The following is a 15,621-nucleotide window of genomic DNA, read 5'->3' on the forward strand; positions in this document are numbered from 1 at the left end:
GCCGCGTCGGTCGCGGGCCTGCTCGCGGCGGCGGACGGCGTGCTCGGGTTCGAGGCGCACGATCAGCCGGCGCAGCCACTGGCGTAGTTGGGTGGGGGTGTGGCTGGTGGCGTAGGTGGCGGCGCGTTCGTCGAGAGTGGCGCGGGAGGACTCGTGGTGAAGGTCGGCGCTGGCGTGGGCGATGAGCCGGGCGCGGTACCCGCACAGCCGTCCGTCGGCGTGCGCAGCGGCCACGGCCGGGAGGTGGTCGGCCAGCAGTCCGGCGACGTAGACCCGCGATTGGACGGCGTTGGTGGACATCTCCAACGCGACGGCGATCTCGTCGCACGCGAGCTGGCCGGCGTCCTCGATGCCGGCCCGGGACTCACCGGCTGCGGCCGCGTCGTCACGACGAGCCCGGACGAACCGCAGCATCGCTGCCGAGGTGCGAGCGGCGGCGATGTTCTCGGCACGCGCGGCCTCGGCCACGGTGTCGAGGAGTGCATCGGTCGCCATCATGATTAGATGATACACTCGATTAAGGGCAGATGGAAGAGCTCGTCGCTACGAATGACGCGTCGACTCCGATCGGTCCGGGAACGCACGGTGCGTGCCCGAGTGGCTGGCTGCGCGGTGACGGGAAGTTGAGCATCGCAACGTCCTGACGTCGTTCCAGGCAGCGATGGTCGGGGGCCGGGTTGGGCGTAGGCGATCTTCGACCATCGGTACTCTGGTCGGATCAGCGAGAAGACGAGGACCCCGTGAGCATGAACCCTGCAGGATCAGCGTGCCTCGGCGCCACGGCGACGGCGGGGTCGAGCCGCCCCCAGAACGGCTCGACCCCTCACATCGGTACCAAATCGTACCGAAGGGCGACGGGGTTGTCCACGATCGACAGGGCTCGCGATGAGTGACGTCGGCCGCCCCTCGCGCGGGCCTCGCGCCAACGACCAGATGGTCGACCGCCTGCTCGCCGGTCTGGAGACGGCGCTCAAGGACCGCGGGTACACCGAGACGACCGTCTCGCACATCGTCGCGGCCACCGGCACGTCGAAGCGCTCCTTCTACGAGAACTTCTCGACCAAGGGCGACTGCCTGCTGGAGCACCACACGCGGTTCCACCAGCGGATCATGGCCGACATCGCCCGGGAGGCGCCGCTCGCGGAGAGCTCCTTCGAGGCCACGGTCGTCGGCGTCGAGATCTACTTCCGCGCCTTCGTGACCCAGCCGCACATCGCTCGGGCGCACCTGCTGGACATCCTCACCATCGGCCAGGAGGGCCTGGAGGCGCGCGCGGCCGCCACGTGGGGCTACGTCCGCGGCATGCAGACCGTCATGGGCACCGCCCGTCCCGACCGACCGGCGCAGCTGCTCGACGACGCCCGCGGTCTCGGCATCCTGGGCGGGTTGAACGAGATCGCCCTCGACCTGCTCGTGCGACGCGACGTCAGCATGATCGACGACGCCGTCGAGCGTGCCGTCGACTTCGTCCGCTCGATCATCCGCGACCTCCCGACGCTGGAGAACGGGGCCGCCGCCCCGGCGTCGGTGTGACGGTCTCGGCGTGACGGAACCCCGCCCCAGCGGTGACTGGCCGGAGGACCCCTACCCGGGCACCTGGCCGGACACCTCCTACGTCGTCGACGACGACGCGCTGGTGCACGTCGTGGAGCCGGACGCGTCGGCGGCGTCGGGCTGGGTCGTGCGGTCCGGAGCGGCGCCGACGTGCCTCGACGACTGGCTCGCCGAACGTGGTGCCGTGCCGCTGGCCGGGCGCAGCCCCGTGCTGAGCTTCGGCTCGAACCGCTGCCCGTCGAAGGTCGTGCGCCAGGGTGGCCCGATGCTCAACCTGCGCTGCACCGCGGCGGGGTTGTCGGCGGTCTGGAGCCACGGGACCCGCGGCGACGGACAGGTCGTCGCCACCCTCGTGGCCGCGGAGGGTCACGAGGAGGAGGAGTTCTTCGTCTCCATGTGCACGCCCGACGACATCACCCTGCTCGACAGGGTGGAGGGTCGCGGCACGGGCTACGACCTCGTCCCGCTCGAGCAGGGCCAGGTGCTGCTCGAGGACGGGACGGAGCCGGAGGGCCTGCAGGCGTACGTCGGGCTCGCGCCGCACCGGTGGCCGGTCGCCGGGGAGGATGGGCACCCGATCTCCCTCACCGCCATGACCCAGGACGACGTCGCACGGTGGCGCGCGGACGCCGCGCCGTGGGAGCCCGGCACGGCTCCCGGCACCTTCGGGCCGCTCCTGCCCTGAGCCCGGCTTGACTCCGACGCGACGTCAGGGTTTCTGATCGGGGGCATGGATCGCTCCGTCGTCGTCTACCTCACCTCCTACGGCTTCTCCTCCCTCGGGAACTCCGTGGCTGCCGTCGTGCTGCCTCTCGTGGTGCTGGCGACCACGGGCAGCCCGCTGGACGCCGGCATCGTGGCCGCGGCGACGGCCGGCCCGGCGGTGCTGTCCGGTCTGTTCATGGGTGGCCTGATCGACCGGTTCGACCGGCGCACGATGTCGATCGTCACCGACCTGGTCGCGGCTGCCGGCATCGCGGCGCTGCCGATCGTGGACCTGGTCTCCGAGCTCTCGCTCGGCTGGTTCGTGCTGTTCGGGATAGTCGCGTCGTTTGGTGACGTCCCTGGGCTGACGGCCCGCGAGCCCCTGGTGCCGGGGGTGCAGCGTCGCAGCGGGATCGGGTTCGAGCGGATCGTCGGGCTTCGCGAGAGCGTCGGTGCCGTGACGATGATGGTCGGGCCGGCCGTCGCGGCGGCCCTCGTCGTCACGCTGGACGGTCCGGGCGCGCTGTGGGTCACGTCGGCCCTGGCGCTCGTGGCGGCCCTGACGACGCTGGCGCTGCCGCGGGACGTCGGCGCGCGCGTCGCGGACACCCCGTCGGAGCCGCCGCGACGAGCCGCTGCGCAGGTGGTGGCGGGCATGGTGTGGCTCGCGCGGCGCAGCCCGCTCGTGCGTGCGGTGACGGTCGTCAACCTGCTGCTCGTGACGGTGCTCGTCGCGGTGCAGGGCCTGCTGCTCCCGGTGCACTTCACGGTGCTCGGTCAGGAGGGTCGCCTCGGCCTGGTCCTGACGAGCCTGGCCGGCGGGATGCTCGTCGGCTCGGCCGCCTACGCGATGGCGTCGGCGCGGCTGCGGCGCCGGACGTGGCTGAGCCTGTCCCTCGTCGGCTCGCTCGTCGGCATCGGCGTCATCGGTGCCCTGCCCGGCATCGGCTGGATCTTCGCCGGGGCGGCCCTCGTCGGGCTGTTCGGTGGCGCCCTCGGTGCGCTCTTCGGCGTCGTGATGATCGAGACGATCCCCGACGACCTGCGGGGCCGGGTGATGAGCGCGCAGAACGCGCTGTTCACGCTGTCGCCGGCCGTGGGCATCTTGGGAGCCGCCGTCCTCGTCGAGTACGCGTCGCTGGAGACGGCGGGCGCTGTCGTGATCGGCGTATGGTTCGTGGCGGTGGTCGCAGCCCTCGTGCTCAGGCCGCTGCGCCGGATCGACGCGAGCGCGGGAGGTGCCTGATGCGCAGCCAGGAGGTGGCCGAGCTCGCTGGTGTCAGCGTGCGGACCTTGCGGCACTACCACCAGATCGGCCTGCTGCCCGAGCCCGAGCGTCGCTCCAACGGCTACCGCCGCTACGACCTGGCGACCATCGCGACGCTGCTGCGCATCCGTCGCCTCACCGAGCTCGGTGTCCCGCTGAACGAGGTCGGGGCCATGCTCGAGGAGGCGCCGGCGGCGGACGTGCTCGAGGAGGTCGACCGTAGCCTCATCGATGCCATCGAGCGGCTGCAGGAGCAGCGACACCAGATCGCCCGGCTGCGCGAGAGCGGACGCCGCGCCGACGTCCCGGAGGGTCTGGCCGAGCTGATCTCCCTCGGCCCGTCCGGTCCGTCCGCCGGAGTCCTCGGGCAGATGGACCAGGACGCGCTGCTGCTCATCGCTCGCGTGGTCGGCGTGGACCACCTGACCCGACAGGGTCTCGACGACCTCGCCGATGCCTTGCGTCCCCTGCTGGCCGATCCGGACCTCGCGGCGGTGTCGGCACGATTCGACCGGCTCGCCGACGACGCCTCGCGGGAGGAGGCCTTCGACGTCGCCGACGCCATGGCCGCCGTCCTCACGCCGATGGTGGCGCGGCTCGAGCAGACCGAGACGGCTCGAGCCATCGGCCGGGCCGGCGACCGGTGGCCGGACGTGAGCCAGGACGGCCGCCTGAACCCGGCGCAGGCGCGGGCGATGCGTCGGCTGCTCGAGAGTCTGCGGGAGGACGGACCCGGTCCAGCTCCTCGCTAGGGTCAGCAGCCCGGTCTGGGACCGACCAGGTGGGCGTGGCGCTTCTCGATGGGGTGCCGCCGGTAGCGGCCCAGCACGAGTCGTTCCGCGAGATCGCCCACGGGGCCGAAGGGGGAGTCGGCGTCGATCCGGCCCGGCTCGGGCTCGGTGACCTCGACGGTCCCGCGTCCACGGGGTCGTCGTCCCGGTCGGTCGCAGCGGGTGCCGAGCGAGAGGAGTGCGTCGTTCGTCTCGGCCCGCCCCAGCGTCCGTGCCGTCAGCGGAGCCGGAACTCCAGCCCGACGTTGTTGAGCAGCGACGGGAGACGCTCCGGGTCGAGGGTGTGCGACGTCAGCTCGAGCTCCGCGCGCTGCACGATGTCGGCGAGCATCGCCGACGTCAGCAGCAGCACCAGGTGCCGGCCCGGGCAGATGCCGGGGCCGGCGCTGAACGGCACGAGCGGCCAGTCGTCGCGGGTGCGGGGTCGGTCCCACTCCTCGGGGGCGAAGCGGTGCGCGAAGTCCAGGTGGCGCTCGTCGCGGTGGAAGGCCGGCGCGAAGATCAGCACCGACGTCCCGGCGGGCATGACGCCGTGGACGAACTCCACCTCGGTGGTGGTCTCGCGCAGGATCATCGGCGTCGTCGGCCACAGCCGCAACGACTCCAGGACGGTCGCGCGCAGGAGGGAGAGCGTCGGGGCCTGGTCGCTCTGCTGCTCCTGGGTCGCCTGGGCGCGGGCGGCCTCGAGGTGCTCCGGGTGTGCCGCGAGCAGCGCGAGGGCGCGGAAGGTGGCCATGCCGGCGGGGTCGAAGGCGAACAGCCACTGCGGGATCTGCTGCACGGGCTCGGCGTCCGGTCCCTTCGGCATCTGGGCCATGTAGGCCGCGAGGCTGCCCGGCTCGGCGCGGTCCAGAGCGGCCTGCAGATGGTCGAGCAGCGCGGCCCGACCGGAGGTGTCCACCGGCTTGGCGAAGGCCCAGTTGCCATCGCCGCGGAGCTTCTCGACGAGCTCGGTCAGCTCGGTGTCGTGGCGGGCGGAGTCACCGAGGACCACGCGACGCACGACGCGGTACCAGGTCTCGAGGAACCGGTCGTAGTCGAGCACGCCGCCGTGGCTGCGCACCTCGTCGAGGAGCGCCAGCGACTCCTGCTCGACGACGGGCAGGAACGTGGCCGCCATCTGGTGGACCGGGCTGTCGTGGCCCAGCGTCTCCTCGTTGAGGCGACGGCGCTGCGTCCGCTCGGCGCCGTGGGAGATGAGTGCGACCTTCGGTTCGAAGTGCTTGAGCGCGTTGCGCTTGAGCGTCTCGGCCGTCGCGAACGGCTCGGGGGATCCCTCGAGGACGCGGTGCACGTCGTCGGGGTCCAGGATCATCGCCATGTTGCGGCCGGGGACGTTGAGCACGAGCGGTCCGCGTCCGTACTTCTCGGTGAGCTTCTGCACGCGGCGCACGGCGCGACCGTCGAGGTCGAACCGCTCGGAGACGGCGACGACCTTGGGTCGTCTGATGATGGGGCCCTTGGCGACCATCGGGCCCTGGACGTCGCGCAGGACCTGGACTGTCTCGATCGCGGTGGTCCTGGGGAGCGGGTTCTGGACGGGGCTGGGGGAAGGGGAACGCATGCCTCTCTTCCTGCGGTCGACGTCAGGTGGGCTCGTCCCTCCACGCTAGGTGCGCTCGGAGTCCGTCGCGACTTGGCGAGGGGGCAGACTGCTGGGGTGTCCGACCCGTTGCGCAGGCTGCTCGCCGCCCCGCCCGACCTGCCCGTCGTGGCGGGTCTGGGTGCGCTCGACGACGCGCTGCGCCGTCGCGGGGTCGCGGTGGTGCAGGCACCGCCGGGCACCGGCAAGACGACGCTCGTCCCGCCGGCGGTGGCCGCGTCCGTCGAGGGCCGGGTGGTGGTGACGCAGCCGAGCCGCATCGCCGCTCGGGCCGCCGCGCGTCGGCTGGCGCACCTGCTGGGCGAGCCGGTGGGCGAGACCGTCGGGTACGCGGTGCGGGGGGAGCGTCGCGTCGGGAGGGCGACGCGGGTCGAGGTGGTGACCACCGGTCTGCTGCTGCGCCGTCTCCAGCGCGACCCGGAGCTGCCGGGCGTCGGGGCGGTGGTGCTCGACGAGGTGCACGAGCGTCACCTCGATGCCGACCTGACGCTCGCGCTGCTCGTCGACGTGCGCGCCACCGTGCGGGAGGACCTCGCGCTGGTGGCGATGTCGGCGACGGTCGAGGCGGAGCGCACGGCGTCGCTCCTCGGCGACGGGGGTGCTGCACCCGTCGTCGACGTCCCTGGCGCGCTCCACCCGGTGCAGGCCGTGTGGTGTCCGGTGCCGGCCGGGTCGCGGCGCACCGACGAGCGCGGCATCACCCCGGCATTCCACGACCACGTCGCAGCGACGGTGCGGCGGGCGCTCGCCGAGCACGCTGGCGACGTGCTGGTGTTCGTGCCGGGCGTCGGGGAGGTGGACGCGACCATCCGACGCCTCTCCGGGATCGACGCGGACGTGCACCCCCTGCACGGGCGGCTGCCGGGTGCGGAGCAGGACCGGGCGCTGAGCGAGGGGCCGCGTCGACGGGTGGTCGTCTCCACGGCGGTCGCTGAGTCGTCGCTGACGGTGCCGGGGGTGCGGGTCGTGGTGGACGCGGGGTTCTCGCGGGAACCGCGCACCGACCACCGGCGCGGGCTGTCGTCGCTGGTGACGGTGTCGGTGAGCCGGGCGGCGGCGGAGCAGCGCGCGGGTCGTGCCGGTCGACTCGGGCCGGGCGTGGTGCTGCGGTGCTGGTCGGAGGCGGAGCACGCGCACCTGGCCGCGCACCCGGAGCCGGAGATCGCGACGGCCGACCTGGCGGCGTTCGCGCTCGAGGTGGCGTGCTGGGGCAGCGCCGACGTGCGCGACCTCGCCCTGCTCGACCAGCCGCCGGAGCACGCCCTCGCCACCGCGCGTCGGGTCCTCGTCGACCTCGGGGCGCTCGACGAGGACGGTCGCGTGACGTCGCGGGGGCGGCTGATCGCGGGCGTGCCGGTGGACCCGCGGTTGGCGCGGGCGCTCGTCGACGGAGCGGGTCTGGTTGGTGCGCGGCGTGCGGCGGAGGTGGTGGCGATGCTGAGCGAGGACGTCCGCGCCCGGGGTGGCGACCTCGTCGCAGCGCTGCGGTCGCTTCGGTCCGGGGACCGGTCGGGAGCCTGGCGCAGCCAGGTGAAGCGGCTGGAGTCGATCGCTCGCGAGCACGGCGGCGAGGGCGGTTCGGGAGGGTTGACCGACGACGTCGCGGTGGGTCTCGTCGTGGCGCTCGCGCACCCGGACCGGATCGCGCGCAAGCGGCCGGGCGGATCGAGCTACCTGATGGCCTCGGGCACGGGGGCTGCCGTCGACCGTCGCGACCCCGGTCCGTTGGCGGGGCTGGAGTGGCTGGCGGTGGCCGACGCGGACCGTCGGGCGGGGGAGCGGGAGGCGCGCATCCGGTCGGCGGCTCCGCTGACGGAGGACCTCGCGCTGGAGGCGGCCCCGTCGCTGTGGACCGAGACCGACGACGTCCGGTGGGCCGACGGCCGGGTGCTGGCCCGCCGCCGCACGATGCTGGGCGCGATCGAGCTGACCTCGGCTCCGATCGAGGACCCACCCGTCGAGGCGGTGACGGCGGCGATCGGCGAGGCGCTGGAGCGTGAGGGCATCGACCTACTGACGTGGTCGGAGGCGGCGACGGCGCTGCGCGCTCGGCTCGACTTCCTGCACCGCGCCCTCGGCGACCCGTGGCCGGACGTGTCGGACGAGGCCCTGACCGCGAACCTCGAGGCCTGGCTCGGCCCACAGCTGGCCCGCGTCCGCTCGGCGAAGGACCTGCGCCGCATCGACGTCACCGCGGCGCTGCGCACGTTGCTCCCGTGGCCCGAGGCGAGCCGCCTCGACGAGCTGGCCCCCGAGCGCGTCGAGGTGCCGAGCGGCTCGACGATCCGCATCGACTACTCCGCCGAGCAGCCCGTCCTCGCCGTCCGCATCCAGGAGGTGTTCGGCTGGAAGGACGTCCCGAGACTCGCTGACGGCCGCGTCCCCCTCCTGCTCCACCTGCTCTCACCGGCCAGGCGTCCCGCCGCCGTCACCGCCGACCTCGACTCCTTCTGGGACAACGGCTACCCGGGTGTCCGTGCGGACTTGAGAGGGCGGTACCCGAAGCACGCGTGGCCGGACGATCCGCGCGCAGCCACCGCAGCACGGAGGCTGAATCGCGGATGAACGGCTGAAGGCAGCGGTTCTCGGCGGGACGCTGGCGAAACCTCGGACCGCCCACGACGGAGTTTTTCTAGCAGCGTCCCGCGGCGCAAGCGCTGGTCGCGCACCTATAGTTCACCGCATGAGGGTGGGAGCATAGTGAAAATCGCAGCCATCTCGATCCAGAAACATCGTTCGATCAAAAAGACCGATCGTTTGAATCTCGGTGATCTGACCGTACTGATCGGACCAAACAACGAGGGAAAGTCGAATATCCTGTTCTTGTCCCCAAATCGTCGTGTTACAAGTGCGACGCGCCGGTCTACTCCGGGTAGGTTCTACGATTGGCAGGCGGATTTCCCAAAGATCTCCAGGAGAAAACGCCTGATGGAAACACAATTATCCAATTCGGCTGACCATTGGCGCCAGGCATGGGGCTGGCTGGGGACTGGTCGGGCTTTCTGAGCCGGACTGGATTACCTAACGCCGGCCCAGGCGAAGAACTCGTCGGCCGAGATGACCGGCTTGCCGTACTCACGGGCCTTCCGTGCCTTCCCGGACTGGGTGCCGACCTCGGCGACGACGAGGAGGTCGCACTTCGTCTTCGTGACGTTGGCGACGGGCGCGAGTCCGGCGTCGCGGGCGAGGCGCTCCATCTCGTCGCGGTCGTGCACCCGACCGGACGGTGACGTCGCGGTTCCGGTGAAGCAGACGCGGGCGCCGGGCTGCAGGACGTCGGACGCCGACGGGTTGGCCTCCGCGATCGTCGCCACGAGGTCGTCGACGAACCGTTCGCCCAGCAGCGCCTCGACGGTGCGCAGACGCTCGACGAGGGTGTCAGAGAGGCGCGACGCCTTGGTGGCGACGTTCGTCAGGCGGGCGACGACGGCCTCACCCACCACCGCGGGTGGGCGAGAACCGGAGGGTGAGGCGCCGTCGAGCAGAGCCGCGCTGAGGTCGGCGCTCGCTGCCACGAGTGCCGAGAGCGTCGGCAGCCGGTCGGTCGTCGGCGCGGACAGGCTTGGGTCGCGGGTGAGCAGGTAGCTCGGGTCGGGCAGGCTCTCGGCCGGGTCGAACGCCGTCCCCGACGTCGTCGCGACGCCGGCCTCCCGCAGCCGCAGGAACGCATCGAGCGCCGCGCGCGCCCGCTCGACCGCGCGGGGCGACGACTCCGCCATCCGCTCCGCCGACGACAGTGCCCCGTACGGCACCTCCACGCCGAACGGCATCGGCACGACGTGCTGCAGCCGCTTGAGCTCGAAGTCGACCTTCGCCAGGGCGTCGTCGACGCGCACGCCTACCGGCGTGACGCCCTCGAGGATCGAGGCGAGGACCGCCCACGCCTCGGGCAGCGTCGGGGCGAGGAGGACGTCGTCGGCAGTGATGCCGAACCGGGCGCGGGCGTCGGCGAGGTCGCGCTCGGGGTTGACCAGGGTGCTGAGCGCGGTGCCGTCGTCGAACGCCACCGCGACCTCCACCGGCCGCGGCCGGGAGAACGTGCCCTCGTCGCCGACGAGGCAGACGCCGATCCCGGCGAACCGCGCCGGTCCGGTGCGCACCGTCTCGTCGGACAGGAACCGGGTGACGCGACGGTCGGTGCGCAGGTGGCGCGGCTCGATCGGCTTCTTCAGCACGAGCCCGTCCATCGACGTCGCGCGGCTCAGCGCGACGTACACCTGGCCGGTCGCGAACACCCCGCCCGTGAGGTCGACGACGAGCCGGTCGAGCGTCTGCCCCTGGCTCTTGTGGATGGTGATCGCCCACGCCAGCCGGCACGGCAGCTGCGACCACGTGCCCACGACCTCACGGCTCAGGGTCCCGCCGTCGACGACCGGCCGCGTCACCTCCCACGTGTGTTCCCCGACCGTGACGACCGACCCGTCGGCCAGCTCCACGTCGAGCTCCTGCACGCCGTCGACGACGTCCATCGCCACGACGCGCGCGAGCGTGCCGTTGACCCACCGGTCGCTCGAATCGTTGGTGAGCATCATGACCTGCGCGCCGACCTTGAGCCGCAGGATCTGGTCGGTGGGCGGGTCGAAGCCGGACAGGTCACCGCTCTCGCGGGCGTGGCTCTCGATCACGTCGCCCGGCAGCCGGTCGAGACGTTCGCGGTTGCGGGCGGTGACGATGGAGTTCGACGGCGCGAGTGTCAACCACAGCTCGTCCTCCGGTGGCTCGAAGGTGGGGTCGACGCGCTCGTTCAGCTCCGCGCGTGCGGCCTCCAGCAGCACGCCCTCGCGGACGGCGTTCAGCAGCGCGGTGAGCCGGTCGTCGCCGAGCTGGCGGAACACCGTCATCAGCGCGACCGTCGGGAACGCGTCGCGATCGAACCCGTGCGCGGAGTAGAAGTACGGCGTCTCGTAGTGGGTGGCGAAGAAGTCGGACTCACGGTCACCCACGATGGGTGGCAGCTGCAGCAGGTCGCCGACGAGCACCACCTGCACCCCGCCGAACGGCTCGCCCTCGCTCGGCCCGAACCGTCGCAGCGCCGCCTCGACCATGTCGAGCACGTCGGCCCGCACCATCGACGCCTCGTCGATCACGAGCGCCTGCAGCCCACGGATCGCCTTGGTGAAGCGTCCGGGCCGGTAGCCGCCGGAGTGGACGTCGTCCAGCGTCGTCGTCGGGCGGAACCCGAACAACCGATGGATCGTGTACCCGTCGACGTTCAACGCCGCGATCCCCGTCGGCGCCGCGACCACCACCCGCCGTTCGGTGGTGGCGAGGAAGTGCCGGATCAGCGTCGACTTGCCCGTCCCAGCCTTGCCGGTCAGGAACAGGTGGCTGCCCGACTCCAGCAGCTCCAGCGCCCGCTCGATCTCGGGCGTGATGGTCAGGTCGGGCACGGGATCAGGGTGTCACGGTCGCGCCGACAGCCGCCGTTCGATCGCATCGAACGCCCGGGCGTCGAACGCGACGAGGCGGGCCAGGCTCACCCCGGTGTCGGTGGACCGCAGCGTCTCGACCGCCGCGGCCACGGCGTCGTCGAAGGGCCACCCGTACACGCCGGCGCTCACGAGCGGGAACGCGACGGACCCCGCCCCGAGCTCGTCGGCCACGGCCAGTGCGTTGGCGTAGCAGGACGTGAGCAACGACCGGTCTCGCTCGCCCCGCGTGTGGTTCGGGCCGACGACGTGGATGACCCACCGTGCTGGCATGTGTCCCGCGGTCGTCCACCCGGCCTCGCCCGTCGCCAATCCGTCCGGGAATCGGCGCCGACAGTCCTCGAGCACCTCGGGCCCACCGGCGCGGTGGATCGCACCGTCCACCCCGCCACCGCCGCGCATCGCGCGGTTGGCTGCGTTGACGACGGCGTCGACGTCCTGGGCCGTGATGTCGCCCTGCACCACCTCGAGGTCCATCTCCCGAGTCTCCCTCACGACGCTTCGGCGGGTCGGGTCAGGCGTCGAGGCCGGACTCGATCGTCTGAAGCTCGTCGTCGGTGAGCTCGAGGTCGGCCGCCTCGGCGGAGTTCTTCGCCGACTCCGGGCGCGAGGCGCCGGGGATCGGGACGACGACGGGCGCCTGCGCGAGGTGCCACGCGAGCGCCACCTGGTGGGGGCTCACGCCGCGGGCGTCGGCCACTTCCTGGAAGGCGGAGTGGTCCGAGCCGAAGTCACCGGCCTTCTTGATGCCGCCGAACGGGCTCCACGGCAGGAACGCGACGCCGATCTCGGCACAGTGCTTCAGCTCGTCGCGGCTGGACAGGAACGCCGGGCTGAACTGGTTCTGCACCGAGGCGAGCTTCCCGCCGAGGACCTCGTTGGCCTCGTCGATCTGCGCGATGTCCGCGTTCGAGATGCCGGCGTGCTGGATGACGCCCTCGTCGAGCAGCTCCTTCAGCGCGCCGACGGACTCCGCGTACGGGACGTCCGGGTCGGGGCGGTGGAACTGGTAGAGGCCGATCGACTCGACGCCCAGCCGCTGCGCCGACGCCTTGGCCGCCTCCTTGAGGTAGTCGGGTCGCCCGTTCTGCGTCCACGAGCCGTCGCCGGGGCGCAGGTGTCCGCCCTTGGTGGCGACGAGCACGTCCTTGCCGCCGGAGTGACTGGCGAGCGCCTCGGCGATGAGCGACTCGTTGTGGCCGACCTCGTTCGCGTCGCGGTGGTAGGCGTCGGCGGTGTCGATGAAGGTCACGCCCGCGTCGAGCGAGGCGTGGATCGTGGCGATGGAGCGCTCGCGGTGGGGCCGCCCCTCGATGGACATCGGCATGCCGCCGAGGCCGATCGCGCTGACGGTGACTCCTGCGATGCTGCGCTGCTGCACGGATCCTCCTGGAGGTTGAGAGAAGCAATCAATCGTTCAACTTCCACGGTACGACTCCATCGCGATCGCGCCATCCGACGATCCATCGGCATTGGCACACGAACGAAAACGATGAGTCACCGCACCGAAACACGGCGCTGGGAAGGTCTGTCTCGGCAGGTCGTGAGGGAGTCGTTCGACATCGGGCGGATCTGACCCGCCATCCCCCTCGAAAGGACCTCACACACCCATGCCTCGAGCAAGCCACCGCAGGACATCGCCGCCGCCGTCCGTGCGACGACGTGCCCTCCTCCACCTACTCCTCGCCCTCGGTCTGGTCGTCGGGACCGCACCGGTCGCGTCCGCGGCACCGTCTGCCGTCGTCGACGTCTCGGCGCCGTCCAGCGTCGCGCAGGGTGAGCGCTGGGAGATGACCATCACGGCCAGCGACGTGACAGACCTCTTCGCCTACGACCTGCAGCTGACCATGGACGCCGAGTCACTGGTGCTCGTGTCGAGCGAGGTCACCGGCCCGGAGGGAGGCTTCACGTCCAGCACGGCGACCGACTCCGGGTACGTCGTGACCCACACGCGCCGCGGGACGTCGCCGGGCCTGGACGGTGACCAGACCCTGGCGCGCCTCGTCTTCGAGGCCCGCGGGGAAGGAACCGTGCCGGTCGACCTCAGCTCGGTGCAGCTGGTGGGCGCGGACGGCGCGACGCTCGACCTCGACGACGTCGCCGACCTCGAGGTCGACATCGAGGCGCGCGCTGCGACCCCCACCCCCACGCCGACCCCCGACCCGGAGAACACCGGCGGTTCGAGCGCGGGCGGCCCAGGTGGAGCGTCGGGCGACGCGGACGGACTCGCGGGGCTGCTGCCGAACGCCGGTACGTCCATCACCCTGGCGCTCCTGGTGCTCGCAGCCGTCATGGTGGCGGCCGGCCTGTGGCTGCGTCGCAGGACGGGAGCGGAGGCATGAGCACCGTCACTGGGAAGAACATCACCATCGCCACCGCTCAGGAGTCCGTCTTGTCTCGTTCACGTCGCGCGGTCGCCGTGGTGGCCGCAGCCGCCCTCACGACCGCCACCGGTGCACTCGCCTCGCAGGCAGGGGCAGCGCCCGCGCCGTCACCGGCATCGACCCCGCTGCTCGCGCCGTTCTACACCGAGCTCGACCTGACCGGTGACGACCAGGTCACCGACGAGGACCTCAGCGTCCTCTCCGCCGCGATCGGAACCACGAGCAGCGACGACGGCTGGCCCGACGTCGCCGAGCTCGACCTGACCGACGACGGATCGATCACGGCGGCCGACCTCGCGCTGCTGTCGCAGCGCATGGTGTACGACGACGGCCCCTTCGAGCTCATCGAGGCCGACGTGGTCTCGATGCAGGCGGCGATGAACGCCGGCGTCATCACGTCGGTCGACCTCACGCGTGCCTACCTCGACCGGATCGCTGCCTACGACCGCACCGTGGTCGAAGGGGCCAGCCGCCCCCTCGCCGCCATCATCTCCACCAACGCCGACGCGGCACTGGCAGCCGCCAGGCGGGCCGACGAGGTGCGCGCCTCCGACGGCATGGTCTCGATGCTGCTCGGCGTCCCCACGACCGTGAAGGACAACTACAACACCACGGACATGGTCACCACGGGTGGGTGCGGCTGCTGGGACGACAACCAGACCGCCACGGACGCCACGATGGTCGAGGGACTCCGCTCCGACGGCGCCGTGATCATCGCGAAGGCCAGCCTCGACGAGTTCGCGTTCGGGTTCTCCTCGTTGTTCTCCGCCTTCCTGCCGGCCGGTGAGACCCTGCCCGTCGCCAACCCCTACGACACGAGCCGCACCGCGGGCGGGTCCAGCGGTGGTACCGGCGCCGCGGTCGCCGCGAACCTCGCCGCCGTCGGGTTCGGCACCGACACCGGCGGGTCGATCCGCGTCCCGTCCTCCTACAACCAGCTGGTCGGGGTCCGGCCCACCGTGGGTCTGGCCAGCCGTGCGGGGATCATCCCGCTCGCACTGTCCCAGGACACGGGCGGTCCGATGACCCGCTCGGTCGTCGACGCTGCGGTCGCACTCGACGCGGTCGTGGGGATCGACCCCGCCGACTCCGTGACCGAACGCCAGCGCGGCAACGTGCCCACGTCGTACACGTCCTCGCTGGACGCGGACGCCCTCAGTGGAACCCGGCTCGGCTACGTGCCGTCCATGCTCGGCACGAACCAGGACACCCGGCGCGTCTGGGAGCAGACCGTGCAGAGCCTGGAGGCGCAAGGCGCCCAGGTCGTCGAGGTGACACCGCCGGCCGGCCTGAACGCAGTGCTGGCCGAACCGAGCGGCAGCACGAACGAGTTCCGCCACGACCTCGACGCCTACGTCGCCGAGCACCTGGCGCCGGGAGTCATGGCGCGCACCCTGACCCAGATCGCCGATTCCGGACGGATCGTGCCCTCCAGGGCGTCGACGTACCGGACACGTGCTGCGGTCACGGAGGAGACGTACCAGGCATGGGCCGGACCGGAGGGGTCGCACACCCTGGCGCTCGCCCAGGGCAAGGTGATCGTCACGCAGATGCTCGACGACGCGAACCTCAACGCGCTCATCTATCCGAGCACGAACGGTGCGAGCACGATCGGGTTCAACATGCGCCTCAGCCCCAACACCGGCATGCCGTCGGTGACGGTGCCGATGGGCGAGGCCTCGCCGGGGGCGGGCGTCAACCTCGAGCTGCTCGGGCGTGACTTCGCCGAGGGTGACCTGCTCGGGCTGGCCTACGCGTGGGAGCAGGTGTCGCAGGCTCGGACCACGCCGCCGCTGTTCGGTCCGCTGTCCTGAGACGGTGGCGGACCGACGATGCGGTCGTCGGTCCGCCACCCAGGAGCGCAGTACGGACGCGAGGGGCTCAGCCC

General features: G+C 71.9%; 12 protein-coding genes. 7 read left to right on the plus strand and 5 right to left on the minus strand.

Annotated elements, in window-relative coordinates; translation table 11 throughout:
- On the minus strand, positions 1–498 hold a 498-nt coding region (locus ABD213_RS14595; protein ID WP_344330135.1), incomplete at its 3' end, for a DUF222 domain-containing protein.
- A gap of 387 nt (positions 499–885) precedes the next feature.
- Here ABD213_RS14595 and ABD213_RS14600 point away from each other — a divergent pair.
- The 4 genes from ABD213_RS14600 to ABD213_RS14615 are packed head-to-tail and all read left to right on the plus strand — an operon-like array spanning position 886 to position 4,278.
- A complete protein-coding gene (locus ABD213_RS14600) occupies positions 886–1,533 on the plus strand; it encodes a TetR/AcrR family transcriptional regulator (protein WP_344330138.1) in 648 nt (215 codons plus the stop codon).
- A 10-nt stretch (positions 1,534–1,543) separates the two neighbouring features.
- Complete coding sequence (locus tag ABD213_RS14605; RefSeq protein WP_344330145.1) at positions 1,544–2,239, plus strand: hypothetical protein; 696 nt, start codon at positions 1,544–1,546, stop codon at positions 2,237–2,239.
- Positions 2,240–2,284: 45 nt separating this feature from the next.
- Positions 2,285–3,505, plus strand: a complete 1,221-nt coding sequence (locus ABD213_RS14610; RefSeq protein WP_344330147.1) for an MFS transporter — start codon at positions 2,285–2,287, stop codon at positions 3,503–3,505.
- Positions 3,505–4,278, plus strand: coding sequence for a MerR family transcriptional regulator (locus tag ABD213_RS14615; RefSeq protein WP_344330149.1), 774 nt, complete (start codon positions 3,505–3,507; stop codon positions 4,276–4,278). The genes ABD213_RS14610 and ABD213_RS14615 overlap by 1 nt, the downstream gene beginning before the upstream one ends.
- A gap of 256 nt (positions 4,279–4,534) precedes the next feature.
- Here ABD213_RS14615 and ABD213_RS14620 read toward each other — a convergent pair whose 3' ends face one another.
- Positions 4,535–5,881, minus strand: a complete 1,347-nt coding sequence (locus tag ABD213_RS14620; RefSeq protein ID WP_344330151.1) for a cytochrome P450 — start codon at positions 5,879–5,881, stop codon at positions 4,535–4,537.
- 96 nt (positions 5,882–5,977) lie between these two features.
- Between ABD213_RS14620 and hrpB the strand changes: the two genes are divergently transcribed.
- Positions 5,978–8,485, plus strand: a complete 2,508-nt coding sequence (hrpB, locus tag ABD213_RS14625) for an ATP-dependent helicase HrpB (RefSeq protein WP_344330153.1) — start codon at positions 5,978–5,980, stop codon at positions 8,483–8,485.
- A gap of 452 nt (positions 8,486–8,937) precedes the next feature.
- Here the strand turns inward: hrpB and ABD213_RS14630 are convergent, their stop codons facing one another.
- Genes ABD213_RS14630 through ABD213_RS14640 form a run of 3 tightly spaced genes read right to left on the minus strand, consistent with a single transcriptional unit; the run spans position 8,938 to position 12,730 of the window.
- Entirely contained in the window at positions 8,938–11,310 is a 2,373-nt protein-coding gene (locus tag ABD213_RS14630) for an AAA family ATPase (RefSeq protein WP_344330155.1), read from the minus strand.
- 12 nt (positions 11,311–11,322) lie between these two features.
- Complete coding sequence (locus ABD213_RS14635; RefSeq protein WP_344330157.1) at positions 11,323–11,826, minus strand: O-acetyl-ADP-ribose deacetylase; 504 nt, start codon at positions 11,824–11,826, stop codon at positions 11,323–11,325.
- A 37-nt stretch (positions 11,827–11,863) separates the two neighbouring features.
- Positions 11,864–12,730, minus strand: coding sequence for an aldo/keto reductase (locus ABD213_RS14640; RefSeq protein ID WP_344330158.1), 867 nt, complete (start codon positions 12,728–12,730; stop codon positions 11,864–11,866).
- A gap of 271 nt (positions 12,731–13,001) precedes the next feature.
- Between ABD213_RS14640 and ABD213_RS14645 the strand changes: the two genes are divergently transcribed.
- Both ABD213_RS14645 and ABD213_RS14650 read left to right on the plus strand, forming a co-directional pair.
- Positions 13,002–13,691, plus strand: coding sequence for a cohesin domain-containing protein (locus tag ABD213_RS14645; protein WP_344330160.1), 690 nt, complete (start codon positions 13,002–13,004; stop codon positions 13,689–13,691).
- Entirely contained in the window at positions 13,688–15,547 is a 1,860-nt protein-coding gene (locus tag ABD213_RS14650) for an amidase family protein (protein ID WP_344330162.1), read from the plus strand. The genes ABD213_RS14645 and ABD213_RS14650 overlap by 4 nt, the downstream gene beginning before the upstream one ends.
- The last annotated feature ends 74 nt before the right edge of the window (positions 15,548–15,621 follow it).

It is taken from the genome of Aeromicrobium halocynthiae (assembly GCF_039531385.1).
Taxonomy (GTDB): domain Bacteria; phylum Actinomycetota; class Actinomycetes; order Propionibacteriales; family Nocardioidaceae; genus Aeromicrobium; species Aeromicrobium halocynthiae.

Coding starts and splice junctions, on each gene's coding strand:
- ABD213_RS14600 (WP_344330138.1), top strand. CDS start 886: ATGAGTGACGTCGGCCGCCCCTCGCGCGGGCCTCGCGCCAACGACCAG.
- ABD213_RS14610 (WP_344330147.1), top strand. CDS start 2,285: ATGGATCGCTCCGTCGTCGTCTACCTCACCTCCTACGGCTTCTCCTCC.
- ABD213_RS14615 (WP_344330149.1), top strand. CDS start 3,505: ATGCGCAGCCAGGAGGTGGCCGAGCTCGCTGGTGTCAGCGTGCGGACC.
- ABD213_RS14620 (WP_344330151.1), bottom strand. CDS start 5,881: ATGCGTTCCCCTTCCCCCAGCCCCGTCCAGAACCCGCTCCCCAGGACC.
- ABD213_RS14635 (WP_344330157.1), bottom strand. CDS start 11,826: ATGGACCTCGAGGTGGTGCAGGGCGACATCACGGCCCAGGACGTCGAC.
- ABD213_RS14650 (WP_344330162.1), top strand. CDS start 13,688: ATGAGCACCGTCACTGGGAAGAACATCACCATCGCCACCGCTCAGGAG.